The sequence below is a fragment of the Streptomyces sp. NBC_00104 genome (assembly GCF_045160825.1).
Taxonomy (GTDB): domain Bacteria; phylum Actinomycetota; class Actinomycetes; order Streptomycetales; family Streptomycetaceae; genus Streptomyces.
Genome location: NZ_CP108215.1, coordinates 374,789 through 399,215 on the forward strand (window position 1 = coordinate 374,789; position 24,427 = coordinate 399,215).

A 24,427-nucleotide genomic window follows, 5' to 3' on the forward strand; every position below is an offset into this window, starting at 1 on the left:
CACGTGATGACGAGGAGACTCGCAAGACTGCTTCCGCGACGCCGGTCGTCGCGCCCCCCACGGAGACTGACGGCACTCGTCCTGGCGCTCGTCCTGCTCCCTCTGCTGCCCGCCACCGCGCAGGCCGCCGATCCTCCCGTCCCGCCGGCGAGTTCCCCGGCCGCCCGCAGCGCGGTCGCGGCCATGCAGCCCGGATGGAACCTGGGCAACACCTACGACGCCATTCCCGACGAGACGTCCTGGGGCAACCCTCCGGTGACCCGGGCCCTCTTCCAGAAGGTCAAGTCACAGGGCTTCAAGAGCATCCGGCTGCCCGTCACCTGGGGCATCCACCAGGGCTCCGCCCCCGGCCACACGATCGATCCGGCGTGGATGGCGAAGGTGCGCCAGGTCGTCGACCTGGCGCTGGCCGAAGACCTGTACGTGCTCCTGAACATGCACCACGACTCGTGGATGTGGGTCAACACCCTGTCCACGGACCACGACGCCGTCCTCGCCCGCTACAGCGCCACCTGGACCCAGATAGCGGCGGAGTTCCGGGACAGGTCGCCCAAGCTGGCGTTCGAGAGCATCAACGAGCCCACGTTCAGCAACACGTCCGGTGACGACGAGAACTACCGGCTGCTGGCCGAGCTCAACAAGGTGACGCATCGGATCGTCCGTGAGTCCGGCGGCGGCAACACGAACCGTCTGCTCGTGCTGCCCACCCTGTACACCAACGCCGACCAGGGCCGGCTCGACGCGCTGGCCACCGAGCTGGCGGACCTGCGCGATCCCATGGTGGCCACGACGGTCCACTTCTACGGCTGGTGGCCGTTCAGCGTGAACATCGCCGGGTACACCCGGTTCGACGCCACCTCGGAGCAGGACCTCACCGCCACCTTCGACCGCGTGTACAACACCTTCACGGCGCGCGGCATCCCCGTCGTCATCGGCGAGTACGCCCTGCTGGCCTACGACCACAACCGCCCCGGCATCATCCAGCGGGGCGAGCAGCGCAAGTACTTCGAGTTCCTGGGCGACTACGCCCGCCGACGGAACCTCACCACCATGCTGTGGGACGCCGGTCAGTTCCTGAACCGCAACACCCTGCAATGGCGTGACCCGGAGCTGTTCGGCCAGATCAAGTCGAGCTGGACCACCCGTTCCGGGACCGCCTCCAGCGACATGGTGTTCCTCCCGAAGTCGGGCGCCATCACCGGCCAGGACCTCACGCTGAACACCAACGGCACCGACTTCCAGGGACTTCGGCACGGCTCCCGCAATCTTCTGAGGGACAGGGACTACACGGTCTCCGGCAACCGGCTCACGCTGACGGCCACCGCCCTGACGGAACTGGCCGGTGACCGGGCGTACGGCGTCAACGCGACACTGGAGGCCAGGTTCTCCCGCGGCGTCCCGTGGCGGATCGATGTGATCACCTACGACAGACCGGTCCTGTCGAACGCCTCGGGGAACACCGGCGGCCTGTCCGTCCCCACGCAGTTCCGGGGCGACATGCTCGCGACCATGGAGGCCAAGTACGACGACGGGAGCAACGCGGGCCCGGCGAGCTGGACCTCGTACCAGCAGTGGGACACCGCGTTCTCGGCGTACACCGGCGACTCCGTCAAGCTGACCGCCGAGTTCTTCAGCTCCCTGCGGGACGGCGCCCGGGTGACGCTCACCTTCCACTTCTGGAGCGGTGCCACGACGACGTACCACGTCACCAAGTCGGGAACCTCCGTGACCGGTTCGCCCGCCTGAGCATCCCCTGAGCGTCCCCTGAGTACCACCGCCGCGCGGCCGGGGCACCGGCCGCGCGGTCCCGAGCCTTCCCTTCCCAGTCGCATCGGCGAAAGCAGCCCGCCCATGACCAACCGCATGAACCGCAGAACCCTCCTGAGCACGGCCGCCGCCGTGGCCGGTACCGCCGCCGTGGCGCCACTGCTGTCCGCGTGCGGCGGCGGCGGACCGAACACCGGCGGAACCAACACCAGGAAGGGGCTCAAGGCCGCACTCCCAGCCCATGTGCCCAGCCGCGCCGTCCAGCCGGACATCCCGTCGGTCGGCGGCGGCTCCGACATCGCGACCGACCCCGGCTTCCTGAACTACCCCGCCCAGCGGCCAGGACGGTCGACGGCGTTCCGGGCCGGGGCGGCAGCTACACCGCCGTCACTCCGCTGTGGGGCACCGTCCCGGCCCCGGGCAACTCGTTCAACCGGGCCATGAACAAGGCCTTGGGCATCGACCTCACGGTCAAGCCCACCGACGGCAACAACTACCGCACCATCGTCCCCACGATGACCTCGGCCAAGAAGCTGCCGGACTGGATCCAGCTGCCGGCCTGGTGGAACTCCGGCTTCAACACGGGCGGTCTGGCCGGCACCCAGCTCGCCGATCTCACCCCGTACCCGGCCGGGGACAAGATCAAGAAGGTACCCGAACCTGGCCGCCCTGCCCACCGGCGCCTGGCAGGTGGGCGCTTGGGGCAACAAGATCTACGGCATCCCCTCACAAGTGGATAGGGTGATCCGATTGCTAGGATGATCGGCATGACCCCTGGCGCCCGACACCCTGACGAACCCACCGCGCCTCGGCTGCGCAGTGACGCCGAACGCAACCGGGGGCGGATCATCGCCGCCGGACGCTCGGTGTTCGCCCGCGACGGCCTGAACGCCTCGATGGCGTCGGTGGCACGGGAGGCGGGTGTGGGGATCGCGACGATCCTCCGTCACTTCCCCGCGAAGGAGGCGCTCGTCGCCGCGGTCTTCTCCGACCGGATGGACGCCTACGCCGACGCGGTCGCCGTCGCCCTCGACGACCCCGACCCCTGGCACGGCTTCGTCGGCTACATCGAGACCGCCTGCGCGATGCAGGCCGCCGACTACGGCTTCGCCGACGTCCTGACCATGACCTTCCCCACCGCCAAAGCCCTGGAGAAGCGCCGCGACGAGGCGTACGAGTCCATGGTCGAGCTCATCGGCCGTGCCAAGGCCACCGGTCGTCTGCGGGAGGACTTCGACCCCTCGGACCTGGTCCTGATCCACATGGCCAACGCCGGCGTCGTCAACGCGACCGGCGACGCCGCCCCGGACGCCTGGCGCCGTGTCGTGGCCCTCATGATCCAGTCCCTGGAAGCACCGGCCCGCGGCCCTCTGCCCGCCTCACCCGCGCACGACGCCCTCTACAACGCCATGCTCCGCGCCGGGCCGGCAGGCCCCACCGCACCGGCGCCGGGCAAGAGCGGCTGAGCCCGAGGCCGCACAGCACCTCACCGTCCGGACCGCCGACCAGCACCTACCGGCCTCCTCCGCCCTCGGCGTCCTCGACGGATGACCACCGACGGATGACGGCCGACGTTCCGGCACCGCTAGGCTGAATCTCCACGTGAGGGACAGGGGGCCGAGGTGGCCGAGACGACGCTGACCGGGACGACGGTCGCCGAGGTGATGGCGGAGCTGGCCGGGTTGGAGGACCCGAAGGCACGCGAGGTGAACGAGAGACACGGTGACGACCACGGTGTGAACCTTGGCAAGCTGCGCGCGCTCGCGAAGCGGCTGAAGACGCAGCAGGAACTCGCGTGCCGGCTCTGGGAGACGGGTGACAGCGCGGCAAGGCTGCTGGCACTCCTGATCTGCCGCCCGAAGGCGTTCGGGCGGGACGAGTTGGACGTCATGGTGCGCGAGGCGCGCACACCCAAGGTGCACGACTGGCTCGTGAACTACGTGGTGAAGAAGAACCCGCACGCGGAAGAGCTCCGCCTGGCCTGGTCCGCCGATCCGGATCCCGTGGTCGCGAGTGCCGGCTGGGCGCTGACCACCGAACGCGTGGCGAAGAATCCCGAGGGCCTCGATCTCGTGGGACTGCTCGACGTCGTCGAGACGGAGATGCAAGACGCCCCGGACCGCCTGCAGTGGGCGATGAACCACTGCCTGGCCCGGATCGGCATCGACCACGCCGAGCACCGCGCCCGTGCGATCGACATCGGTGAGCGCCTGGAGGTGCTCAAGGACTATCCGACCTCCCCGGGCTGCACCTCTCCGTTCGCACCCGTCTGGATCACCGAGATGGTGCGCCGACAGCACGACACCTAGGACACCGGCCTCGATCGTGTTCGTGGCCACGGGCGTCGCGCCGTCAGCCGCTACGGGGCCACGAGCGCCCGCTCCCGGTGGATGGGGCCGGAGAGGTCGGACAGGGGCAGCCCGCTTGCGCCGTTGACGGGCGGGTTTTATCCCCCCTTGGGTTTCTCACCTGCGGGTAAGGGGCCATCGGCCGGTTCTCTGACTACATGTCAGGTTGTTACCGTGGCGTACGTCGCGGCCTCGCTGCGCCGGTTGTGGTTTCGACCCTCCGGTCGTCTCGTCCGTCGGCTCCGGTCACCCGCCGGACCAGGTCCGCCCAGGCGGTCCGCAGGCGTGCGGCGGCGACCTGGTTCTCGTCGCGCAGGTGGTCCATGGTCCCGAGGTTCACGAAGGCGAGCATGGCGTGGGCGAGCAGGGTGGGATCACCCCCGACCTCCGCTTCACGCAAGAGGCACTCGATGTGGTGGTGGAAAGCCCGGCAGGTGTCCGAGTCATGGCGCCGGTCGACGGAGACCTGGCGTGCCAGCGCGGCGCCCGGGTTCTCGTCGTCGGCGATGCGCTCGATCAGGGCGCAGCCGAACGCCATCAGCCGGTCCCGCGCCGGTGCTCCCGGCCCGAGTGGAGGAGGACCGCATGTGTACGCCTCATGGAATTCCGCCTCGGCGTCGCCCTGCAGGGCCAGCAGGAGCCCGTCACGGTCACCGAACCGGCGGAAGAGCGTGCCCTTTCCCACCCCCGCCGCCCGCGCGACCTCGTGCATCGTCACGTGCTCGGCTCCCCGGTCGGCCACCAAGCGGGCAGCCGCCTCCAGTAATCGGGCGCGGTTGCGGGCGGCGTCGGCCCGCTCCGCGGTGGCGTCGTCCGGCGTCCTCGTCACCGTTCGCTCCGCGGTCCCACTCGTGCGTAGACGCGACCGTCCTGGACCCGCACCGGGTACACGGGGACGGGACGCGACGCCGGCGGATCGAGGGGGGCTCCGGTCCGCAGGTCGAAACGGGAGGCGTGCAGCCAGCACTCGACCGTGCACCCGTCCACCTCACCCTCGGAGAGCGATACGGCGCTGTGCGAGCACACATCGTAGATCGCGAACACCTGCTGCTCCGTCAGGACCAGGGAGACCGGGACGCCCTCCACCTCGAACCGTCGGGGGACGCCCTCCTGCAACACGTCGAACGTGCAAAGGTACGTGTAGCCGCTGCCGGGCATCGCTCTCCTCGATGTGTCCATGACACAGGGGTCGGCCTTCGGCTCCACAGGGGTACACAGGGCACATCCGCCCAGGGCCAGGAGCGTCACGCGTGTGATCGTGTTGGATCGTCAACGCTAGCGACGCGGCCCGGGACGGGGACCCGACCCCAGCCCGAACCGGTCTCGGCACATGGACCTAAGCCGCTGTCACATCTCCGCGGAAATCGGCCTGTACGCGCGCGTGCCACGACTGCCCGCTTGGCCGGACCGCGCACGAACCGACGAGTCCTTGTACGCGTACCGGACGGGGGCGGTCCGGGGGACGGGGCACGCGTGGACGCAGGCGCGAAAAGCGGAGAAACACACATGCCGCGCGCCCTGAGCGGTGCTCTTCCTGGACGGCACCGCTCTCACCAGCGAACGAGACGGCGGCGACACCCTGGCGGTGGCCGTGGCTACTGCGGCTGCGTCGCGATCTGGATCAGGTTGCCGCAGGTGTCGTCGAAGACGGCGGTGGTGACGGGGCCCATCTCCAGGGGCTCCTGGATGAAGCGCACACCGAGGCCACGCAGCCGCTCGTACTCCGCCTGCACGTCGTCGACGGCGAACTGGGCGAGCGGGATGCCGTCCTCGACGAGCGTGTCGCGGTAGGTCCGGGCGGCGGGATGGCCTGCGGGTTCCAGGAGGAGTTCGGTGCCGTCGAGCTCGTCGGGCGAGACGACGGTCAGCCACCGGTCCTTTTCACCCACCGGGACGTCATGTTTCTTCACGAAGCCGAGGATCTCGGTGTAGAAGTGCTCGGCCCTGGCCTGGTCGTCGACGAAGACGCTGGTCAGATGGATCTTCATGGGGTGCTCTCCTGCGGTCCGGATGGGTCGGCCACGAGCCATCGCTCGGCGATCTGCCGCAGCGGGGCCGTGTTCAGGTCGTGGAACTTGTAGCGGCCCTCCCGCCTGGTCTCGACGAGCCCGGCGGCCTCCAGCACGGCGAGGTGCTGGGAGATCGCCTGGCGCGAGATGCCGAGCTGATGCTTCATGCTCAGTCGCGAACAGATCTCGAACAGTGTCTGTCCGGACTTCTCGGTGAGCTCGTCGAGAATGATGCGGCGCGTGGGGTCGGCCAAGGCTTTGAACAGGTCGTCGGCCACGTTCCCCAGGATAGGCAACTTTTCACTTGCCTATCAAGTCACGTGCCTATCAAGTCACACGCGCCCGCGCCCTGCCGATCCGCATCCGGCCCACCCGCCACCGATGGAGATCAGGACACCGACACCGACACCGACGCCGACGGCGGCATCGCTCTCGACTCCTGCATCGCCCGGAAGAAGGACCGACGCTCGACCAGCTGCGCACCCGGTACCCCCGCCAGCCGCTCGGGATGGTGGCCGAAGCCGGTCGGGAGTGAGGGGAGCCCGAGTGCCGTGAACGCCTCGTCGAGGTGTCGGCGCGGGCCGCCGAGGCCGCGCCGTACCGGGCCCTACCCGGCGGATCCGCCGGGGGCGCCGTCTCGAAGAACGTGCGGCCGCCGGCCGCCGGGACGAGGCGCATGGTCGTGCCAGTGATGAGGATCGCTTCGCGGACGTCTCGCGGCGGCACGCCGACGAGCGCGATGGCCAAAGCCATGGCCGCGAACGGGGCAGCCGCTGCCGCCGTCGCGGCGACACCCGGCGGACGGCAGACGGGCGGCCAACGGACGGCCGGCGGACGACGCCGGTACCGTGCCGCCGAATTACGGCGTCCGGCGGGCGACATCGGAGCCGTTCCCCGTGAGACATCACGAAGGGGCTCTCACAGTCCGAACAACCCCGCCGCGTTGTCGTGGCACACCGCCCGCAGCCACGGCTCCCCGAGGTTCAGCCGCTCCAGGGCCTGGAGCTGGTGGACGTACGGGTAGGGGATGTTGGGGAAGTCGGAGCCGAGGAGGACGCGGTCACCGAGGGCGGCCAGCCGAGGCAGGGCCCGGCGGGGGAACGGCATGAACCCCTCGCTGAAGTCGGTGAACGCCATCGTCGTGTCCAGCCGCACCTCGCCGTACCGCTCGGCGAGGCCGAAAAACTCCTCGTACTCCGGCATCCCCATGTGTGCGACGACCAGCCGCAACCGGGGATGTCGCGCCAGTACCCGGGCGATCGGCTCGGGGCCGGTGTGCTTGCCGGGCGCGGGTCCGGAACCGCAGTGGATCACCACAGGGATGCCCGCCTCCGCCAGCAACCCCCATGGCCGCTGGAGGAGTTCGTCGGCCGGGTCGTACGCCCCCACCTGAACATGCGCCTTGAAGACGCGCGCGCCCGCTTCTACGGCCTCCCCGACGTATTCCTCGGCGCCCGGCTCGGGGTAGAGGGTGGCGGTGTGGAGACAGTCGGGGGTGCGGCGGGCGAAGTCGGCCGCCCAGCCGTTCAGCCATCGGGCCATGCCCGGCTTGTGCGGGTACAGCATCGAGGTGAAGGCCCGCACACCGAACTCCCGGAGCAGGCCCGCCCGTTCCGCCTCCTCCTGCCGATAGGTGATCGGCCACTCCATCCCGCCGGTCAGCGGTCCGAGTCCGTCGAAGTACTGCCACACCTTGCGCAGGACACGCTCGGGCATGAAGTGGGTGTGGACGTCGACCAGTCCGGGAAGACCGAGCGACTCCCAGAAACGGCGGACCTTACCGGTCTCCTCGGCTCCAGGCACGTCACGCATGGTGTCCATGATCGGCTCGGACGAGGTGGCGGGTCCACTCCTCCGCACCAGGTTCGGTGAGGTATCCGTCACGCGGCCGCCCCGGACTACACGTTCTTGTCGCCCTTGACCGCTCGTACGTCCTCCACGAACAGCTGAAAGAGCAGGCGTGTGATGTCGCTGTCGCCGATGGAGAAGCTGAACGGCTCCTTGGCCTCGGGCTTCAGGCCGATATAGCCCGCGAGTTTCCCTTCGCCTGCCGCGGCCTTCGGGAATTCGCTGCCGGTTTCCGCTTCACGAGTCTTCTTGATGTGGAGTATCGGCGGCCTGGCCCTCGTCACCCAGGTGATTGCTCACGGGCATGGCATGACCCCGACCGGGTCACTGCCACCCGCCACCGCGTCACGGAAACGCTTCGCGATCCCGGCGCCGTCCTGGCTCTCCGTCTTCAGCCGCTCCTCCGTGGCTCCGGCCTTTCCCTTCCACTCCATGATGGCGACGGCCTCGCTGATGAACATCGTCCGGTAGAGCTTCAGGCGCCCCTTGAACGCGTCCCCCCGCCGTTGATGTCGGCATTCTCCTCCGCATCCGGCCTACGCGCCCAGCGACCGACCAGCCGCCACGGGGCGCCCCGCTCGCACGCTCGCGAGTCGGTGTGGTTCTCACCGGGCCGGGCACTCGGCTGTCGACCGAGGCGGTACGGGCTGGAGGTGCGGCATGGCTGTACGGCATCGTCTGATCAAGGTGAGTCCGCAGGCCGTGTGGGCCGTCCTCGCGGACGGCACCCGGTATGCGGAGTGGGTGGTGGGAACGTCGGCCTCCGAGCCGGTGCGGGGGCAGTGGCCACAGGTGGACTCGGCGATCGCCTACGAGGTCCGCGTGGGCCCCGTGCGGCTGAGCAACGAGACCGTCGTCCGGCACTGTGTGGAGGGCTCCGAGCTGGAGCTGGAAGCGCAGGCAGGCGCGCTGGGAACGGCGCGCATCTTCATCGAACTCCGCCCCTGGGGACGGTACTGCCTCGTGATCGCGGACGAGCACCCGCTGCAGGGAGTGGGCGGAACACTCCACAACATGGGTGTGGAGGCACTGATCCAACTGCGGCACCGCACGATGCTGGCCCGGCTGGCCCGGCTCTGCGAGGCACAAGCCGAGGCCGGGGCCAGGGCCGAACAGCCCACGAGCCTGCACGGGAGGCGCAGGGCGGCACACGGCACCGGCGGCCATGCCTGACGCGGTGGTCGTCGGAGCCGGCCCCAACGGGCTGGTGGCCGCCAACCTGCTGGCCGACGCCGGATGGAGCGTGGCGGTCCTCGAGGAACAACCCGAGCCCGGGGGCGCGGTACGCCACGACAGGAATGTCGACCCCGACTTCGTCAGCGACCTGTTCAGCTCCTTCTACCCCCTCGCCGCCGCGTCACCGGTGGTGGCACGACTGGGTCTCGACGAGCACGGCCTGCGCTGGAGCCACGCGCCACACGTCCTGGCCCACCCCCTCAGCGACGGCAGGTGCGCGGTGCTCTCCCGCGGGATCGACGCCACCGCCGACTCCCTCGACGCCTTCCACCCGGGCGACGGGGACGCCTGGAAACGACTGCACGCCACATGGGAACGGCTCGGCCCCGACATCGTGGACGCGCTGTTCACCCCCTTCCCGCCGCTGCGCGCCACAGCCCGCCTCGCCGTCAAGCTGAGGGCGGCCGGCGGCCTGCGGATGGCGCGCACCCTGGTCACGCCGGTGCGCCGCATGGGGGACGAGGAATTCCAGGGGGAAGGCGGCAAGCTGTTGCTGGCCGGGAACGCCCTGCACGCCGACCTCGCGCCGGAGGCCGCGGGCAGCGGCGGTTTCGGCTGGCTGCTGTGCATGCTCGGACAGACCTACGGCTTCCCCGTGCCGGCCGGCGGCGCCGGCGCCCTCACAGCGGCCCTCGTGAGCCGGCTGGCGGCGCAGGGTGGCAGCGTCCGCTGCGGGCAGCGGGTCCGCCGCGTCCTGGTGCGTGACGGACGGGCCGCCGGGGTGCTCACCGCCGACGGCGAGACGGTGGCCGCGCACCGCGCCGTCCTGGCGGATGTGTCCGCGCCGGCCCTCTACGGCGAACTCGTCGAGGCGGAACACCTCCCGTCCCAGTTGATGGCCGACCTGAAGCGCTTCCAGTGGGACTTCGCCACGTTCAAGGTCGACTGGGCCTGCGACGGGCCCGTGCCCTGGCAGGCCGAGGCGGCGGCTCGGGCCGGAACCGTCCACCTGGGCGACGGAGTGGACGAACTCACGCGCTGTGCCGCCCAGATCGCCATGGGCCAGGTACCCGACCGTCCCTTCGCCCTGTTCGGCCAGATGACGACCGCGGACCCCTCCCGCTCCCCCCGGGGCACCGAAGCCGCGTGGGCCTACACCCACGTGCCGCACGTCATCAGATCCGACGCGGGCGACGAGGGCCTGACAGGCACCTGGGACACCACGGAGCGGGAGGTGATGGCCGACCGCGTCGAACGCCAGGTCGAGCGGTTCGCGCCCGGTTTCCGCTCCCGTATCCGCGCCCGGCGCGTGCTGGCCCCGCCCACCCTCCAGTCACTCGACCGCAACCTGTACGGCGGCGCCCTCAACGGCGGCACCGCGGCCCTGCACCAGCAACTGTTCTTCCGCCCCGCCCCCGGCACCGGCCGTCCCGAGACGCCCGTGGACGGCCTCTACCTCGCCTCCGCGTCCGCCCATCCGGGCGGCGGGGTCCACGGCGCCCCCGGCGCCAACGCGGCCCGCGCCGCGCTGCGCCGACATCGGCTGCCCGGCCTCACCCGCGCCCAACGCGTACTCGCCCACCGGGACCGCACCGGCGGAAAACCGGGCCTCCCCCGCTGATACCCCCCTCGCCCGTACGGCAGCCGGGTCGCCCGTGAGCACGGAGCGCGCCCCCTGCACGAGGAACATAAGAGGCACAGAAGAGGCACCCGGAGGGAGGACGAGCCGTGGACGACAGCCCTCTCAAGGACCGCACCGTCGTGGTGACCGGGGCGGCACGCGGCATCGGAGCGGCGCTGGCGAACGCGCTCGCCCGGCGAGGTGTACGGCTGGCCCTCCTGGACCACGACGAACCGGCACTGGAGGCCACCGCCGCCACCCTCCCCGGCCCGGTGCTGGCCCTGCGAACCGACATCACCGACGGCACGGCCCTCGGCGACGCGGCCGAAGCCGTCCGCGCGGGTCTGGGCCCGCCCTCGGTCGTCGTGGCGAACGCGGGAATCGCCGAAGGCGGCCCCTTCGCCGAGTCGGACCCCGCCACCTGGCGCCGGGTGATCGAAGTCAATCTGATCGGCAGCGCCGAGACGGCCCGGACGTTCCTGCCGGACCTGATACGGACCGGCGGATACCACCTGCAGATCGCCTCGCTGGCCTCGATCGGCGCCGCCCCCATGATGAGCGCGTACTGCGCCTCCAAATCCGGCGTGGAAGCCTTCACCCACACCCTGCGCGCCGAGACGGCACATCACGGCGTGGCCGTGGGCATCGCCTACCCGCCAGGGCGTGGCGAACGGCGTGGTGACGGTCGAGGTGGTCTGCACCGTGCCGCTGCCCCGGGCGGTCTTCTTCATCAGGTACGCCTTGAGTGTGTTGCTCTGCCCGGAGACCGAGGTGAGCATCCCTCGCGGGTAGTTCACCCGGGAGGACTCACAGGTGCAGGCGCGCAGCCCGCCGGCCAGGGTGACCAGCAGCGGCATGTCGGTCAGCGGGCCGACGTCGGTGCCGGACGTGCCGGTGGAGGGGATCGCGTCCGGTGCGACGGCGCTGTACGCGTTCTCGTCCCGGGCGCTGTGGACCAGGGTTCCGCCGGGGAACACGAAGCTGGTCAGCTCATCCGAGATGGTGGCCTTGCCCGTGTCGAGCAGCGTGTAGCGCAGCGCGACTCCACTGTTGTAGGCCCGTATCTGGATGCCGAAGGTGACGCCGCTGCCGCTGTCCTGCAGTTTCCAGCGCATCTCCTGGTAGTGGTCGCTGATCGTCGCGTTGCGGCCGTACACCGGGGTCCAGGGCTGTCCTGGGTCCAGTGCTGGTAGGTCGTCATCACGGTGTCGGCGGTGCCCAGCGTGGTGCCGTCGCTCATCGCGAGTCCGAGCACCGAGGTGTCGACGACCGTCGTGCCGGCCCGCTTGACCGACCAGGAGAGCACCCCGCCGACCAGCGACACCGTGATCTTGTTGCTGCCGTCCGGCGACGTGGCGGTCATGGCGGCGTCGGCCGCGGCGGCCTCTCCGGCGCCGACGAGGCCCAGCGAGGCGGCCCCCACCGTGACCGCCGCTCCCTTGAGGATTCCACGCCGGGACAGCGCTCCGGGGCGGGCGGTTCCGTGCGGGTCGGGCTATTCCTGACGTGGTGACGTTTCCATGATCAGTACATCTCTCCCTTGAACGAGTCGCGCGAGGGGCCGGCGTGGGGAATCAGGCGGAGAGCGTGGGCGTCCCGCACGGACTCGGTCCGTGATCAGCCGGGCACGCCCACGCTCACCGAGTCGGCCCTGGCCGGTGTCACCGGCCGCGGGCGTCGTCGATCACTGCTCGGTCAGGGTGACCTCGTCGCAGTAGCCGTCGCCGGTTCCGGAGACGAGGTGGCAGTAGATGCGAGCGGTGTTCACACCTGCCCCTGTCGTGAAGGTCGTCGACTGCTTCGAGTAGGTGCTCGACGTGGTCGAGGCACTCGTGACGGCGGAGCCGTTGTAGAGCTTGGCCTCCAGTGCAGTTGTGGTGCCGGCGGTCTGACTCGCGATCGCGCCGCTCAGCCGGTAGGTGGTGTTCGGCTTGAGCGTGTAGACGAGTTGCCACAGGGTGCCACCGCTCAGGGACGAGTTCGTCAGTCCGGCGGCGTTGCCGTTGGACGACGTGCCCGTGAGCGAGAAGTCACCGTTGCGCCAGGGCACGGTGTGGCCGGACTCGAAGTTGCCGTTGATGACGTGGTTCTTGACGGGGGTGACGGCGAGGTCGTCGCAGTAGCCGTTGCCGCTGCCCGAGCTCTTGTAGCAGTACAGGCGCACCGTGCTGTTCGCCGCGCCGGTGGTGAAGTCGGCGGAGACGAACGTCCACGCGGTGCCGCTGGCGCTCGCCACCGTTTCCAGGCCACCGGTGTTCTTGACGCCGATGTTCATGACCTCACCCGCGACGGCGGACTTCACCCAGCCGGAGACACGGTACGTCGTCCGGGGCGCGACGGGGACGTAGTTCTCCACGGAGGCGGGCGACGGGCCGACCCGGACCGCGTAAGTTCCGCTGTGGGCGCCCGAGTTCACCACCGAGGCGGAGTTCCACGCGCTCCACGCCGTGAGCGATCCCTTCTCGAAGCCGAGGTTCTCGTTCGCGAGGCAGGTCGCGTCGGACGGCGTGCTGAACTGGTCGGCGCCGATGTCGGGTGCGCAGACCGCGGGAACAGGTGATCCCCAGTAGTCCTTGCCGCCGTTGTCGGGCATGACGACTCCCGCGCCGATGGCCGGGGAGCTTGCGGTCAGCTGGTAGCCGTCGACGGAGTCGATGCCCGTGCCGCCGCTGCCGGGCGAGACCAGCAGGGGATCCGCGGTGATGTTCCCGTTGCCGGTCGGCTCACTCGCCGGGTGGTTGCCGTAGAAGAGGTTGTTCCGCCAGGCGAAGTTCGAGGCCGGCTGACCGCTGGTGTAGACGTAGCCGCCGCTGCCCAGGTTGTAGATGAGGTTGTTGGCGAGCGTCAGGTCGTTCCAGGCGCCGGAGACCTCGAAGATGTTCGCGGTGGACCCGGAGGGGACGTAGATGGTGTTGTTGTAGAACGTGGAGTCCTGGGAGCCGAGCATGTTGACGACGCGGAGGCGGTCGTCCTCGCTGACGTTGTAGCGGACCACGGCGTTGCTGCTGAGGCGTGACCCTCCGCCGCAGCCGCAGAAGAGGAGGAACCCTCCCTCGTTGTCGTGGCTGTAGTTGTACTGGACGATCGTGCCGTCCTGCCCGTAGTCGACGTCGAAGCCCTGGCCGTCGGGGTTCCCGGTGAGCTTCTTGGTCCCGTACGCCTCGTTGTACTGGATCACGGTCCCGTCGGAGTCCCAGGCCCAGATGCCGGCGTTCGCCGCGTTGGGGGCCTTCGCCGCGTTGTAGACCACGTTGTGCTCGATGAGGGCGTCCTTCGACATCTGCACCACGATGCCGTCGCCGTCCGTGTCATGGACGGTGTTGTTCCTGACGACGACACCCGTCCAGGGGGTCCAGGCGGGGTTGTTGCATCCGATGGACGGCCGGCACAGCCATGTGCTGGACATGTTGATACCGCTGCGGGCGATGTCGGCGACGGTGTTGCCGTCGATGACGACGTCGTTGAAGGCGCTGGGTGTCGTGGTCCCGAGAACGGAGAAGAGGATGCCCGCGCTGCCGTCGACTTCCTTCGAGTTGTTTCCGTTCACGTCGTGGATGTTGAGGTTGCTGATCTTGTAGTGGTTGCCGGTGCCGTAGTTCTCGAGCACCACGTAGACACCGCGCCGCGCGTTCGCGCCCTTCACGGCACCGGTGTTGGTCACCTCCAGGTTGGAGATCTCCCAGTACTCCTGGTTGTGCAGGTAGATCGCGTCCGTGCCGCCGCCTCCGGCGATGATCGGCAGGGCGCCCGTGCCGTAGGCGTCGATGGAGATCGATCCGTCTGCCGCGCTGCCCGAGCCCAGCGGGTGCAGGGTTCCGGTGCAGGTTGTTCCTCTCTTCAGCAGCAGCTGGTCCCCCGGGGCGAAGGTCTTCGCGTTCGGGCCGGCCAACGAGTTCCATGGCGAGCCGGAGGTGCCGGTCCCGTTAGTCGCCGCCGAGCAGTCCACGTAGTAGGAGGTGCCCGCCGCGTGGGCCTGGACGGCCGGCGTGAGCACTACCGCGGCGCAGGCGAGCAGCATGGTGACGACCAGGCCTGCGATGAAGCGTCTTATGTCGGTGACATGTCTCATGGTGCCTCTCCCCGTACAACATTGTCGGGTTGGGTGGTTGGGCTCGCCGTGCTCTTGCGGAGCGCGGCGACGATCGCCTGCGTCGGAGCGGGCTGGTTCGCCCAATCGGCGGCCACGTGTCCGTCGGCGCCGATCAGGAGTGTGTGGAGCTGTCCGTCCATGGACAGCCGGGTGCCGGCGGAGGCCGAGTCCGCGGCGACCACGAGGCCGGGCGGGATGGACCAGTTCGCCGCGAAGTTCTTCAGCGCGCCGTCGGTCGTGCGGCCGTCGGAGTCGGCGATGAGGACCCTTACGTCGGGGTACTGCAGCGCCACGCTCTTGAGCGACGGGATCTGGCTCCGCGCGTGCGCTGCTCCGACGTTTCCCTGGTCGTCGACGGGGAGGGCCGATATGAGGGTCGGCCCGGAGACGGCGATCCGGTTCCCGTCGAGCAGGGTCACCCCGGAGCCGGCCGGTCGTTCTTCGGCCTGGCAGGCGGTGACGAGCAGGAGCGCGGGGACGAGCAGGAGCACGCCGACGAACGGGACCCTCCCCGTGCGACGGGCCCCCTTCGTCGCCTTTCGAATCCCGGTCACCGGACCGGCCCTTCGAGAGGAAGGATGGGTGCCTCAAGGGCTTCGTCGCGGTCGCACACGAGAGTGTCTCCGCTCACCCGCAGGCGGGCGACCTGGATCGAGCTCCGGCGGTCGTTGTCGTCGCTGCGGTGTACGGCGCCGTCGTCGGACCGCCCCGGGTGCGTGAAATAGAAGACGTAGGCGCCGAGTTCGCTGGTGACGACGTCGGCGTGGTAGCCGTATCCCCCGTCGTCCGGGCCCTGGCCGGAACGGTCGAGGACGAGTCCTCGCGGTTCCCATGTCTCCAGGTCCCGGGAGTGAAGAACCCGCTGTCCATGCCATTCGTCGACGAGCATCCAGTAACTGCCGCCGAGCTCGAAGACGTTCGCGCCCTCGTGATTCGAGCACTCGACGGCAGGCCCCCGGACGGTCCACCGTGCCAGATCGTCGCTGTCCGCCGCGTAGGTGTGCGCGTGATCGGCCTCGTCCTTGTACCACATGCGGTAGCCGCCTGTGGGGAGCCGCAGGACGCAGGCGTCGATCACCCTCTCGGACGAGAGCGGCAAGGTGGAACGGTAGGTCCACGAGAAGAGGTCGTGGCTCGTGTAGTGACGGATCACGCGCGTGTGGCCCGCCCACTGGGTCGGGACCCCGCGGATCACGCTGACGAACATGTGGTACTCGGTTCCGTCGTCGACGATCTCGGGCGCCCAGTAGGTGTGGCGCCCTGGCTCGATGTCGAGCCCCTCGGCGGTTCCCCGGTACAGCCAGGTGGCCCCGCCGTCCGCGGAGGACGCGATCCCGAGGTCGGTCCCGTGGACCCAGCTCACGTCGTTCATCGGTGGCGCGTCGGCGCGGCGGCTCGTGTAGAACATCCACCACTCGCCGGCGTGCCGGTTGAAGACGACGGTGGGGTCGGTCGCGCCGTCGTGAATGGGGTCGCGGAACAGGGGGCGGTCAATGGCTGTCATCGGTGTTTCCCTCAGTCCTGACGGCGCGTCAGGCGGATCATGTTCCAGGACATCGGTTCGAGTTCGGCGTGGAGGACGCCGTCGCCGACGGTGGTGCCGGTGGCGGTGTGCGGGGTGACGCGGTCGGGCCTGTCCGCGGTGTTGGTGGCCTCCGGGTCGTTGTCCGCCAGGACCAGGTGCTCCGCGAGGGTGAGGGCCTCGACGCCGCTCAGGTCGATCGTCAGCGGCAGGGCCCGCGTCTGGCCGCGGTTGACGGCGAAGACGGTGACGGCGCCCGTCTCGTCGTCGGTGACCGCGGTGGCGTGCAGCAGCGGTACGTCACCGAAACGGGCGGTCGGGTACGTCGGGCTGTCCACCTCGACGCGCAGCACCCGGCCACGTCCGTACGCCGACGCCTGGGCGAAGGGGTAGAACGTGGTCTGCCGCCACGCCGGGCCGCCCGGCTCGGTCATGATCGGCGCGATGACGTTGACGAGCTGCGCGAGGGATGCCGCGGTGACCCGGTCGGCATGCCGCAGCAGGGCGATCATCAGCGAGCCGAAGACCACGGCGTCGGTGACGGTGTAGACGTCCTCCAGCAGGCGCGGCGCCTGCTGCCACTCTTCCACGGCGTGCGGGTTGGGCCGCTTCTGGTACCAGACGTTCCACTCGTCGAAGGAGAGGTTGATGTGCTTCTTCGCCTTGAGGCGGGCGCGCACGTGGTCGCAGGTGGCGACGACCGACTCGATGAAGTGCTCCATGTCGACGGCGGAGGCCAGGAAGGAGTCCCGGTCGCCGTCGATCTCCTCGTAGTAGGCGTGCAGGGATACGTAGTCCACGAGGTCGTAAGTGGCCTGGAGGACGGTCGACTCCCAGGAGGCGAAGGTCGGCATGGAGGAGCTGGAGCTGCCGCAGGCGACCAGTTCCAGACCGGGGTCGACCTGCCGCATGGCACGGGCGGTCTCGGCGGCGAGGCGGCCGTACTCCTCGGGTGTCTTGTGGCCGGTCTGCCAGGGGCCGTCCATCTCGTTGCCCAGGCACCACATCCGGATGCCGTACGGCTCCTTGTCGCCGTGGGCGGCTCGGCGGTCGGACAGCTCGGTGCCGCCGGGGTGGTTCGCGTACTCCAGCAGCCGTACCGCGTCCTCCACGCCTCGTGTGCCGAGGTTGACGGCCATCATGGGCTCCATGCCCGTCCTACCGCAGAAGTCCATGAACTCGCCCAGGCCGAACTGGTTGGTCTCGGTGGACTTCCAGGCCAGGTCCAGCCGGGCCGGCCGCTCCTCGCGCGGGCCCACGCTGTCCTCCCAGCGGTAGCCGGAGACGAAGTTGCCGCCGGGGTAGCGGACGGTGGTCACACCGAGCTCACGGACCAGCTCCAGGACGTCCTGGCGCAGTCCGTCCGCGTCGGCGGTGGGATGGCCGGGCTCGTAGATGCCGGTGTAGACGCAGCGCCCCATGTGCTCGACGAACGATCCGAACACACGTGGGTTGACACTGCCGACCGCGAAGGCCGGATCGAGGGTGAAGCGGGCGGCGGGCGTGGTGCCGGGCTGGGACATGACTGCCTTTCAGGTGTGACAAGGAAGAAGGAGGGCGGGAGGGGGGCGACGGGAGAGGGGGATCAGAGCGCCAGCGCGCAGACCACCGAGGGGGCGGAGACCGGCGGGTGGGGCCGGGTGAGGGTGCCGTCGTCCAGGACCCGCAGGGCGGCGAGGGTGCCGCTGTGCTGGTTGGCGACGAGCAGGTGGCCGGCCGCCAGGGTCAGGCCGCGGGGCCATGTGCCGCCGGCGGGGACCTCGCCGACCGGTTCCAGGGTGGTGCCGGTGAGGCGGAACGCGGCGACCGTGTCGGCGCCCCGGTTGCTCACCCACACGAAGCGTCCGCAGGGCGAGGCCACGATTCCGGCGGGCTGGTTGACGACGTCGTGGGCTGTCGTGGCAGGAGCGGAGGAGACGGCCGTCAGGGTGCCGTCGGTGGCGTCGTAGCGGTGGCAGGTGACGGTCGAGGACAGCTCGTCGGCGCTGAACACCAGGTCACCGCCGGGGGCGAAGGCGAGGTGGCGGGGGCCGGATCCGGCGCGCGTCGGATTCACCGCGACCCGCTCCAGGGTGCCGGTGCGGGTGTCCAGCCGGTACGTGAACACCGCGTCCGCCCCCAGGTCGGTCACCAGCAGGAAACGGCCCGCGGGGTCGAGGAGGACCTGATGGGCGTGGCTTCCCTCCTGGCGTCCGGTGACCGGGCCCGAGCCCTGATGGACGACGAGGTCGGTCGGTTCCAACAGGCGTCCGTCCGCGCCGAGCCGGTGCACCGCGACGGTGCCCGGCGCGGTGTCGCTGCCGTAGTTCGCGGTCAGCAGCCACTCACCGCCCGGGTGGACGGTGAGGTGGCACGGGTTCGCCCCGCCGCCGCTCACCGGGTCGCCCAGCGGGGACAGGGTGCCGTCTCGGTCGCGGGCGACGGCGCTGACGGTGCCCGCCCCGGTCTCGTTCGTGCTGTAGACGACGTCGAGCGACGGGTGAGCGGCCAGGAAGGAGGCTCCGCTGACGGGCAGCGGCTTCACCTGGTCGTCGTACGTCATGCGGCCGGTGGCGGGGTCGAGGAGCAGGGCGGCGATGCCGGGGCCGTCCCCGCCGGAGTCCGGTGTGTAGGAGCCGGTGAGGAAGGGGATCGCGCCGGTGGAGGGGCTTGTGGGCATGGGTGGTCCTGAGAGTCGCTGTGCCGGGGCGGAAGGAGGTGTCAGCGGACGATGTCGTCGTGGTGGTCGAGCAGTCCCAGTTCGGAGCGCCGGGGCAGGCCCTCCCAGTCGCCGGCGGTGCTCACCGCGAAGGCGCCGAGCAGGGCCGCCGTCCTCAGCCGCCGCTGCGGGGGCTCCCCCGCGAGCAGTTCGGCCAGGTAGCCGGCGGCGAACGCGTCTCCCGCGCCCACCGAGTCGTGGACCTGGACCGGTACGGCGGGCTGCCGGTGGGGCCGTCCGTCGAGGAGGGCGTACGCCCCGTCGGCACCGATCTTGATCACGGCTCCGTCGGGTCCGAGGTCGCAGATGCCCTGGGCGAGTTCCTCCGGTCCTTCGGCACCGGGCACCACGAGCCCGGCCTCGTGCGGTCCGGCGAAGACCAGGTCGCTCCTGCGCAGCAGAGGCAGCAGGGTGCGCCGGGCCTCGGCCTCACTCCACAGCAGCGAGCGGAAGTTGACGTCCAGGGAGATGGTCACGCCGGCGTCGGCGGCGATGTCCACGGCCCGGGTCACGGCCTGGGCGGGGCCCTCACCGAGCGCCGGGGTGATGCCCGTGATGTGGAGGACCGCCGCCCCCGCGACGACGTGCTCGGGAATGTCGTCGGCGGTGAGCCGCGCGCCGGCGGTGTGGGTGCGGTAGTAGCGCGTACGGCTCCGGGTGGAGGTGCGACGCTCCTTGAGCAGCAGGGATGTGGGGGCGGCGTCGCGCGCGGCGACGGTGGTGACCCCTTCGGCCTGTAGTTCCCGCAGGACGAGTTCGCCGAGTTCGTCGTCGCCCACCCGGCCGATCCAGGTCGCGGATCCGCCGAGCCGGCTGACCCCGATGGCGACGTTGGACTCCGCGCCGGCGATGCCCAGGCGCAGCGTGGTGCCGAGCGCGAACGGGCCGGGGGCCCGGGCCGCCATGACGGCGAGCACGTCGCCGAGGGTGACGAGGTAGGGCTCGCCGGGCGGGGGTGCGGATATGCTCACGCGTTCGCCTCCCCGGCCCGTGCGGTGGTCCCTACCGCGTCCAGCAGGGTGCGCGCCCTCGTGGTGAGGGCGCCCAGTGCCTGCGGAGTCGGGTCCTGGTCCGTCCCGCGCAGCAGCGGGGAGCCGATTCCGACCGCACAGGCGCCCGCGTCCAGGTAGTCCCGCGCCTCGTCGATGCCGACGCCGCCGACGGCGAGGAGTGGGATGTCGGGCAGGGGCGCTCGCAGTTGGCGCAGGTGAGCGGGGCCGCCCGTGCTCGCGGGGAACAGCTTGACGGCGGCGGCGCCGGCCCGCCACGCCTGTGACACCTCCGTCGGTGTCCAGGCCCCCGGGTAGCACGGGACACCCCGGTCCACCGCGTTCCGGACGACTTCGGTGTCCACGACGGGGGCGACCAGGAACTCCGCTCCCGCCGCCAGGGCGTCCCTGGCCTGGTCGCCGGTGATCACGGTGCCCGCGCCGACCGCTACGTCGGGGCCGAGTTCCGCCCGGATGCGGGCCAGCGCGTCGAGCGCTCCTGCGGTGGTGAGGGTGACCTCCAGGCAGGTGACGCCGCCGGAGGCGAGGGCCCGGGCCACGGCGGGCAGCCCGGAGGCGTCGGCCGACCTGAGGATGGCCATGACCCGGGTCCGGCCGAGCTGCGGGGTGAGGGCGGGACGCTCCGTCATGACCCCACCGCCGCGGGGGACGTGAGAGCTCCCTGGGTGTGCGTCATGCGAAGTTCCTTTGCCTGAAGGTGAGTTGGTGAACGTGGGGTCACTTGAGTCCGGAGGTGGCGGCACCCGCGACGAAGCCCCGCTGCACGATCAGGAACAACGCCAGCACCGGGACGACGTACATCACCGCGCCTGCGGCGACCAGGTTCCCCAGCGGGGCACCGTGCTCGTTGACGTAGCCGTAGGCGAGCTTGACCGCGAGCGTGGTGTGGGCGTCGTCCAGCAGCAGGGCGGGCGCGATGTAGTCGCCCCAGGTCCAGCTGAAGGACAGGATCAGGCTGGTGGCGATGACCGGCCAGGACTGTGGCAGGAAGATGCGCCAGAAGATGCGGATCTGCCCGCAGCCGTCCACGATCGCGGCCTCCTCCAGTTCCTTGGGCATGTTCGAGAAGAACTGCCGGAACAGGAAGATCAGGTACGGGGCTCCGCACAGGCCCCACAGCACCCACGGCACATAGGTGTTGGTGAGGTGCATCTTGGCGAACAGCAGGTAGGTCGGGATGAGGGTGAGAACCTGCGGCAGCATCATCGTCGACAGGAGCACGGAGAAGATCAGCCGCTTGCCGGGCGCGTCGAGGCGGGCGAATCCATAACCCGCCCACGCGGAGGCCAGCGTGACCAGCAGGGCGTAGACGGTGGCGATCGTCAGGGAGTTGCGGGCGTAGCCGAGGTAGTCGATCTGGGTCAGCGCGTCATAGAAGTTGTTCAGGCTGGGGTCGTGCGGCCACCAGTGGACCGGCAGCGCGCGCAGCTCGGAGGGGTTCTTCAGGGCGGTGTTCAGCAGCCAGCCGAACGGGCCGAGGAAGAGGACGAGGGCGCCGACGAGCAGCATGTAGACGGCGCTTCTACGAGGGAACACCATCACTTGCCTCCGATCGTGCGCTGTCTGGACGGCTTGGCCGCCTCCGGGTCGACGGAGTAGAAGACCGCGCCCTTGCTGAGTCTGAAGACGAGGAAGGTGATCGCGACGATGATCAGGAACAGCAGCCAGAGCATCGCGGAGGCGTATCCGTAACGGCCGTTGGCGAAGTACTGGGCGAACACGTTGATCATGAACAGGTAGTTGCTCTCGGGGACGGACGTGACGCCCCTGGGGGTGGGGTCGAGGGAGATCAGCAGCGGCAGGAAACTCTGCACGGCGGCGATGATGCCCGTGATGACCTGGAAGAACAGCACCGGGGAGAGCATCGGCACGGTGATTTTGGTAAAGGACTGCCAGGCGTTCGCCCCGTCCACACGGGCGGCCTCGTGCAGCTCCTTGGGAATGTCCTGGAGCCCCGCCAGTGAGATGATCATGGTGTTGCCGGCGCCCCACAGGGTCAGGGTGACCAGGACCCAGCGGGCGTAGGGGTCCATCAGCCAGCTCACACCGTTGACGTGCAGGGCGTCCAGGACACCGTTGGCCGCGCCCGAGTCCCGGTCGAAGATCAGCTTGAAGGTGAGAGCGGCACCCACCGGCGGGACGATCGCGGGCAGGTACAGCAGGGTGCGGAACAGCCCGCGGGCCCGGATCGGCTGGTTGACCAGCACCGCCAGCAGCAGCCCCGCGGCGATGGACAGCGGCACGGTGATCGCGACGAAGACGCCGGTGCGGGCCAGGGAGGACATCGTCTCCGGGTCGGTCAGGACCTCCCGGTAGTTTTCCAGACCGACGAAGCGGGAGTTCTGCGACAGCCCGTCGGCGTTGGTCAGACTCAGCCACAACGCGTAGCCGAGCGGGAACGCCGTCAGGGCCAGGAAGCCCAGCACCCAGGGTGCGGCGAACACGTAGAAGGCCCAGGCCCGCCGGGTGGTCAGCGAGCGGGGCCCGCGACCGGCGTGCGCGCGGGTGCGGGGCCCGGGCCGGGCGGCCGTCCCCCCGGAAGGGGACGGCGCGCCCGGCGCGGTGATCTGTTCGGTGCTCATCCCACGAGTTCCTTGCCCTGGGCGAGCGCCTCGTTCATCCGGGAGTTGAGCTGATCGGCGACCTTGCCGGCGGACGTGCCGGACTTCACGGCGCCCGGCAGCACCTTGTTCAGCACGCCCTCCAGGGCGGCCTGCTGGGCGTAAGGGGTGAAGCTGAGCACCGAGAAGTGCGGCAGCTCCTGTTCCTGCACCTGGAACGCCTGCTTCTGGAAGGCGTTGGTCTGCGGCATGTTCGGGCGCAGCGACTTCAGGGACGGTATGCCCCATCCGCTGGCCGCCCGGTCCTGGGCGGGCTTGCCGGCGAAGTACCACTCGAAGAACTTCCAGGCCGCGTCCTTGTTCTTGGCGTCCCTGGGGATCCAGAAGCCGGTGGCGCCGAAGCAGGAGCTGACGCGGTTGCCACCGAGCTGCGGGGCGGGCGCGAAGCGGGAGACCTCGGCGAGCTTGGGATCGGCGCCGATCAATCCGCCGAACCAGTAGCCGTTGCAGCTCATCGCCATCCGGTTGGCCTGGTAGGTGGGGCCGTCCCAGCCGTCCGGGTTGGGGTTCACGACGCTCGGGCCGATGTCGGCCTTGGCGTAGTCCAGGTACCACCGCAGGGCCTTCAGCGCCTCCGGGGAGGAGAAGTCCACCGTGGCCAGGTCCTCGGCGAACAGACTGCCGCCGGCGGAGGCGGTCATGCCCATGAGCTGGGGGAAGACTCCCATGCCGGTGGCGTTCAGGCCGTACACCTTGACCTTGCCCAGGCGGCGCTTGACCAGCTTCTTGCCCAGGTCGAGCCACTCGTCGTAGGAGATCGGGTCGGTCGCGCCGGGCACGTCCAGCTTGGCGGCCTCGAACAGGTCGGTGCGGTACCAGAACATGGAGTCCTGGGAGTAGTCCTTGGCCATGCCGTAGCGCGGGCCCGCGCCCTGCTTCTTGCCGTCGTAGCGCCACACGTCGTTGACCGGGTCGAGGTCGGAGGGCTTCAGCACCGAACTCTTGGCGAAGTACGGGTCCAGGTCAGTCATCAGGCCGCGGGCGGCGAAGTACGGGGTCTCGGTCGCGCCGAAGCCGCGGACGACGTCCGGCGGATTCTTGGCGGCGAGCATGGCGTTGAGCTTGGTGGCGTCCCAGATGATGACGTTGAGGTCCATCCCAAGCGCCTCTTCGGCGGCCTTGAGGCCCTTCTTGTCCCACTCGTTCTCGACCGTCATCACGGTGAGCGTCGTCTTGCCGCTCCCCGAGCCGTTCGTGCCGTTGTCGACGGAGCCGGCGCAGGCGGACAGACCGGTCGCGGCGAGCGCGGTTCCGGCGGAGACGGCGAGGAAGCGGCGTCTGTCAAGGGATGTCATCTTTGACATGGGCATGCTGATGGGCCTTTCGTGGCGGACGTACGCGGCTACGGGATGTACGAGGGGGCCCATTGCGGCATGAGGGGTTGCCGCAACGAGCGAACAGAGAGGCACGGCGGCCGGTGGAGTACCGGCTCGCTCGGCAGTGGTGTTGATGCCCTGGTCGCGGCGCATCCGTCGGCGTGGACGAGTGCGCGCACCGATCCAGCGGACCGCGGGTGCGACGGTGGTCGCGTCGGCGGTGAGCTCGGGGCACCTTCGGCCAGCTGACTCCGCGTCAGATTTGGCCGATAGCTAGCAGTGTCTCTATGGCCGGTTTAAAGGGCTCTGCATAGATTTACCGCTTATTTCCGTCTGGGGAAACCGGTTGACTGAAACTTTCGCGAACGTTAAGTTGCGTTTCCAGGAAGTGTCAAGAGCTA

The 24,427-nt window shown here is 69.9% G+C and carries 24 protein-coding genes and 3 pseudogenes; 8 read left to right on the top strand and 19 right to left on the bottom strand.

Features of this window, described 5'->3' with window-relative positions; translation table 11 throughout:
* Positions 1-6: 6 nt before the first annotated feature.
* The 5 genes from OG272_RS01430 to OG272_RS01450 all read left to right on the top strand — a co-directional run bounded on the left by OG272_RS01430 (position 7) and on the right by OG272_RS01450 (position 4,076).
* Positions 7-1,746, top strand: coding sequence for a cellulase family glycosylhydrolase (locus tag OG272_RS01430; RefSeq protein ID WP_328222183.1), 1,740 nt, complete (start codon positions 7-9; stop codon positions 1,744-1,746).
* A 105-nt stretch (positions 1,747-1,851) separates the two neighbouring features.
* Entirely contained in the window at positions 1,852-2,211 is a 360-nt protein-coding gene (locus tag OG272_RS01435) for a hypothetical protein (protein ID WP_405892231.1), read from the top strand.
* Positions 2,208-2,507, top strand: coding sequence for a hypothetical protein (locus tag OG272_RS01440; RefSeq protein WP_405892233.1), 300 nt, complete (start codon positions 2,208-2,210; stop codon positions 2,505-2,507). Before OG272_RS01435 ends, OG272_RS01440 begins: the two co-directional genes overlap by 4 nt.
* Positions 2,508-2,534: 27 nt before the next feature.
* Positions 2,535-3,233: a helix-turn-helix domain-containing protein gene (locus tag OG272_RS01445; protein ID WP_326573431.1), complete on the top strand. Its 699-nt coding sequence runs from the start codon at positions 2,535-2,537 to the stop codon at positions 3,231-3,233.
* A 198-nt stretch (positions 3,234-3,431) separates the two neighbouring features.
* Positions 3,432-4,076, top strand: a complete 645-nt coding sequence (locus OG272_RS01450) for a DNA alkylation repair protein (protein ID WP_328224639.1) — start codon at positions 3,432-3,434, stop codon at positions 4,074-4,076.
* Between the two features lie 208 nt (positions 4,077-4,284).
* Here OG272_RS01450 and OG272_RS01455 read toward each other — a convergent pair whose 3' ends face one another.
* The 7 genes from OG272_RS01455 to OG272_RS01485 all read right to left on the bottom strand — a co-directional run bounded on the left by OG272_RS01455 (position 4,285) and on the right by OG272_RS01485 (position 8,433).
* The gene (locus OG272_RS01455; RefSeq protein ID WP_405892236.1) at positions 4,285-4,944 is read right to left on the bottom strand and encodes a TetR/AcrR family transcriptional regulator; all 660 of its coding nucleotides are present in this window, start codon (positions 4,942-4,944) and stop codon (positions 4,285-4,287) included.
* The gene (locus tag OG272_RS01460; RefSeq protein WP_405892238.1) at positions 4,941-5,273 is read right to left on the bottom strand and encodes a non-heme iron oxygenase ferredoxin subunit; all 333 of its coding nucleotides are present in this window, start codon (positions 5,271-5,273) and stop codon (positions 4,941-4,943) included. The genes OG272_RS01455 and OG272_RS01460 overlap by 4 nt, the downstream gene beginning before the upstream one ends.
* 437 nt (positions 5,274-5,710) lie before the next feature.
* On the bottom strand, positions 5,711-6,103 hold the full coding sequence (locus OG272_RS01465) for a VOC family protein (RefSeq protein WP_326573436.1): 393 nt from the start codon (positions 6,101-6,103) through the stop codon (positions 5,711-5,713).
* Positions 6,100-6,402, bottom strand: coding sequence for a metalloregulator ArsR/SmtB family transcription factor (locus OG272_RS01470; RefSeq protein ID WP_327731860.1), 303 nt, complete (start codon positions 6,400-6,402; stop codon positions 6,100-6,102). The genes OG272_RS01465 and OG272_RS01470 overlap by 4 nt, the downstream gene beginning before the upstream one ends.
* Before the next feature lie 640 nt (positions 6,403-7,042).
* Complete coding sequence (locus OG272_RS01475; RefSeq protein ID WP_327731858.1) at positions 7,043-7,936, bottom strand: amidohydrolase family protein; 894 nt, start codon at positions 7,934-7,936, stop codon at positions 7,043-7,045.
* Between the two features lie 86 nt (positions 7,937-8,022).
* Entirely contained in the window at positions 8,023-8,256 is a 234-nt protein-coding gene (locus tag OG272_RS01480; RefSeq protein ID WP_327731857.1) for a hypothetical protein, read from the bottom strand.
* A gap of 12 nt (positions 8,257-8,268) precedes the next feature.
* Positions 8,269-8,433 carry a hypothetical protein gene (locus tag OG272_RS01485; RefSeq protein ID WP_328222185.1) on the bottom strand — a complete coding sequence of 55 codons (165 nt, stop codon included), beginning with the start codon at positions 8,431-8,433 and terminating at the stop codon, positions 8,269-8,271.
* Between the two features lie 199 nt (positions 8,434-8,632).
* Here OG272_RS01485 and OG272_RS01490 point away from each other — a divergent pair, with 199 nt between their 5' ends.
* The 3 genes and pseudogenes from OG272_RS01490 to OG272_RS01500 all read left to right on the top strand — a co-directional run.
* Positions 8,633-9,145 carry an SRPBCC family protein gene (locus OG272_RS01490; protein ID WP_327731855.1) on the top strand — a complete coding sequence of 171 codons (513 nt, stop codon included), beginning with the start codon at positions 8,633-8,635 and terminating at the stop codon, positions 9,143-9,145.
* Positions 9,138-10,769 (top strand): NAD(P)/FAD-dependent oxidoreductase, encoded by a 1,632-nt coding sequence (locus tag OG272_RS01495; RefSeq protein ID WP_327731854.1) that lies wholly within the window; start codon positions 9,138-9,140, stop codon positions 10,767-10,769. The genes OG272_RS01490 and OG272_RS01495 overlap by 8 nt, the downstream gene beginning before the upstream one ends.
* A gap of 107 nt (positions 10,770-10,876) precedes the next feature.
* Positions 10,877-11,422 (top strand): annotated as a pseudogene (locus OG272_RS01500) (SDR family NAD(P)-dependent oxidoreductase); the annotation flags it as partial.
* Positions 11,423-11,479: 57 nt separating this feature from the next.
* On the opposite strand, the pseudogene OG272_RS01505 reads toward OG272_RS01500, so the two are convergent.
* The 12 genes and pseudogenes from OG272_RS01505 to OG272_RS01560 form a co-directional block, all read right to left on the bottom strand.
* Positions 11,480-11,884, bottom strand: a pseudogene (locus OG272_RS01505) (glycoside hydrolase family 97 N-terminal domain-containing protein); the annotation flags it as partial.
* Between the two features lie 152 nt (positions 11,885-12,036).
* Positions 12,037-12,132 (bottom strand): annotated as a pseudogene (locus tag OG272_RS01510) (hypothetical protein); the annotation flags it as partial.
* Between the two features lie 321 nt (positions 12,133-12,453).
* Positions 12,454-14,838 carry a carbohydrate binding domain-containing protein gene (locus OG272_RS01515; protein WP_327731853.1) on the bottom strand — a complete coding sequence of 795 codons (2,385 nt, stop codon included), beginning with the start codon at positions 14,836-14,838 and terminating at the stop codon, positions 12,454-12,456.
* Positions 14,835-15,413 (bottom strand): hypothetical protein, encoded by a 579-nt coding sequence (locus OG272_RS01520; RefSeq protein WP_327731852.1) that lies wholly within the window; start codon positions 15,411-15,413, stop codon positions 14,835-14,837. The genes OG272_RS01515 and OG272_RS01520 overlap by 4 nt, the downstream gene beginning before the upstream one ends.
* Positions 15,410-16,363, bottom strand: coding sequence for a glycosyl hydrolase (locus OG272_RS01525; RefSeq protein ID WP_328222187.1), 954 nt, complete (start codon positions 16,361-16,363; stop codon positions 15,410-15,412). Before OG272_RS01525 ends, OG272_RS01520 begins: the two co-directional genes overlap by 4 nt.
* Before the next feature lie 11 nt (positions 16,364-16,374).
* On the bottom strand, positions 16,375-17,904 hold the full coding sequence (locus OG272_RS01530; RefSeq protein ID WP_327731850.1) for an alpha-N-arabinofuranosidase: 1,530 nt from the start codon (positions 17,902-17,904) through the stop codon (positions 16,375-16,377).
* A gap of 62 nt (positions 17,905-17,966) precedes the next feature.
* The gene (locus OG272_RS01535) at positions 17,967-19,040 is read right to left on the bottom strand and encodes a lactonase family protein (RefSeq protein ID WP_328222188.1); all 1,074 of its coding nucleotides are present in this window, start codon (positions 19,038-19,040) and stop codon (positions 17,967-17,969) included.
* Between the two features lie 41 nt (positions 19,041-19,081).
* Positions 19,082-20,050, bottom strand: a complete 969-nt coding sequence (locus tag OG272_RS01540; RefSeq protein ID WP_327731848.1) for a sugar kinase — start codon at positions 20,048-20,050, stop codon at positions 19,082-19,084.
* Entirely contained in the window at positions 20,047-20,718 is a 672-nt protein-coding gene (locus OG272_RS01545; protein ID WP_327731847.1) for a bifunctional 4-hydroxy-2-oxoglutarate aldolase/2-dehydro-3-deoxy-phosphogluconate aldolase, read from the bottom strand. Before OG272_RS01545 ends, OG272_RS01540 begins: the two co-directional genes overlap by 4 nt.
* A gap of 88 nt (positions 20,719-20,806) precedes the next feature.
* Complete coding sequence (locus OG272_RS01550; RefSeq protein ID WP_326585472.1) at positions 20,807-21,628, bottom strand: carbohydrate ABC transporter permease; 822 nt, start codon at positions 21,626-21,628, stop codon at positions 20,807-20,809.
* Complete coding sequence (locus tag OG272_RS01555; protein ID WP_328222190.1) at positions 21,628-22,671, bottom strand: sugar ABC transporter permease; 1,044 nt, start codon at positions 22,669-22,671, stop codon at positions 21,628-21,630. The genes OG272_RS01550 and OG272_RS01555 overlap by 1 nt, the downstream gene beginning before the upstream one ends.
* Positions 22,668-24,005: an extracellular solute-binding protein gene (locus OG272_RS01560; RefSeq protein WP_327731845.1), complete on the bottom strand. Its 1,338-nt coding sequence runs from the start codon at positions 24,003-24,005 to the stop codon at positions 22,668-22,670. The genes OG272_RS01555 and OG272_RS01560 overlap by 4 nt, the downstream gene beginning before the upstream one ends.
* Positions 24,006-24,427 lie beyond the last annotated feature (422 nt).

Coding starts and splice junctions, on each gene's coding strand:
- OG272_RS01430 (WP_328222183.1), top strand. CDS start 7: ATGACGAGGAGACTCGCAAGACTGCTTCCGCGACGCCGGTCGTCGCGC.
- OG272_RS01435 (WP_405892231.1), top strand. CDS start 1,852: ATGACCAACCGCATGAACCGCAGAACCCTCCTGAGCACGGCCGCCGCC.
- OG272_RS01440 (WP_405892233.1), top strand. CDS start 2,208: ATGAACAAGGCCTTGGGCATCGACCTCACGGTCAAGCCCACCGACGGC.
- OG272_RS01445 (WP_326573431.1), top strand. CDS start 2,535: ATGACCCCTGGCGCCCGACACCCTGACGAACCCACCGCGCCTCGGCTG.
- OG272_RS01450 (WP_328224639.1), top strand. CDS start 3,432: ATGGCGGAGCTGGCCGGGTTGGAGGACCCGAAGGCACGCGAGGTGAAC.
- OG272_RS01460 (WP_405892238.1), bottom strand. CDS start 5,273: ATGCCCGGCAGCGGCTACACGTACCTTTGCACGTTCGACGTGTTGCAG.
- OG272_RS01465 (WP_326573436.1), bottom strand. CDS start 6,103: ATGAAGATCCATCTGACCAGCGTCTTCGTCGACGACCAGGCCAGGGCC.
- OG272_RS01475 (WP_327731858.1), bottom strand. CDS start 7,936: ATGCGTGACGTGCCTGGAGCCGAGGAGACCGGTAAGGTCCGCCGTTTC.
- OG272_RS01485 (WP_328222185.1), bottom strand. CDS start 8,433: ATGTTCATCAGCGAGGCCGTCGCCATCATGGAGTGGAAGGGAAAGGCC.
- OG272_RS01490 (WP_327731855.1), top strand. CDS start 8,633: ATGGCTGTACGGCATCGTCTGATCAAGGTGAGTCCGCAGGCCGTGTGG.
- OG272_RS01495 (WP_327731854.1), top strand. CDS start 9,138: ATGCCTGACGCGGTGGTCGTCGGAGCCGGCCCCAACGGGCTGGTGGCC.
- OG272_RS01515 (WP_327731853.1), bottom strand. CDS start 14,838: ATGAGACATGTCACCGACATAAGACGCTTCATCGCAGGCCTGGTCGTC.
- OG272_RS01525 (WP_328222187.1), bottom strand. CDS start 16,363: ATGACAGCCATTGACCGCCCCCTGTTCCGCGACCCCATTCACGACGGC.
- OG272_RS01530 (WP_327731850.1), bottom strand. CDS start 17,904: ATGTCCCAGCCCGGCACCACGCCCGCCGCCCGCTTCACCCTCGATCCG.
- OG272_RS01535 (WP_328222188.1), bottom strand. CDS start 19,040: ATGCCCACAAGCCCCTCCACCGGCGCGATCCCCTTCCTCACCGGCTCC.
- OG272_RS01545 (WP_327731847.1), bottom strand. CDS start 20,718: ATGACGGAGCGTCCCGCCCTCACCCCGCAGCTCGGCCGGACCCGGGTC.
- OG272_RS01550 (WP_326585472.1), bottom strand. CDS start 21,628: ATGGTGTTCCCTCGTAGAAGCGCCGTCTACATGCTGCTCGTCGGCGCC.
- OG272_RS01555 (WP_328222190.1), bottom strand. CDS start 22,671: ATGAGCACCGAACAGATCACCGCGCCGGGCGCGCCGTCCCCTTCCGGG.
- OG272_RS01560 (WP_327731845.1), bottom strand. CDS start 24,005: ATGACATCCCTTGACAGACGCCGCTTCCTCGCCGTCTCCGCCGGAACC.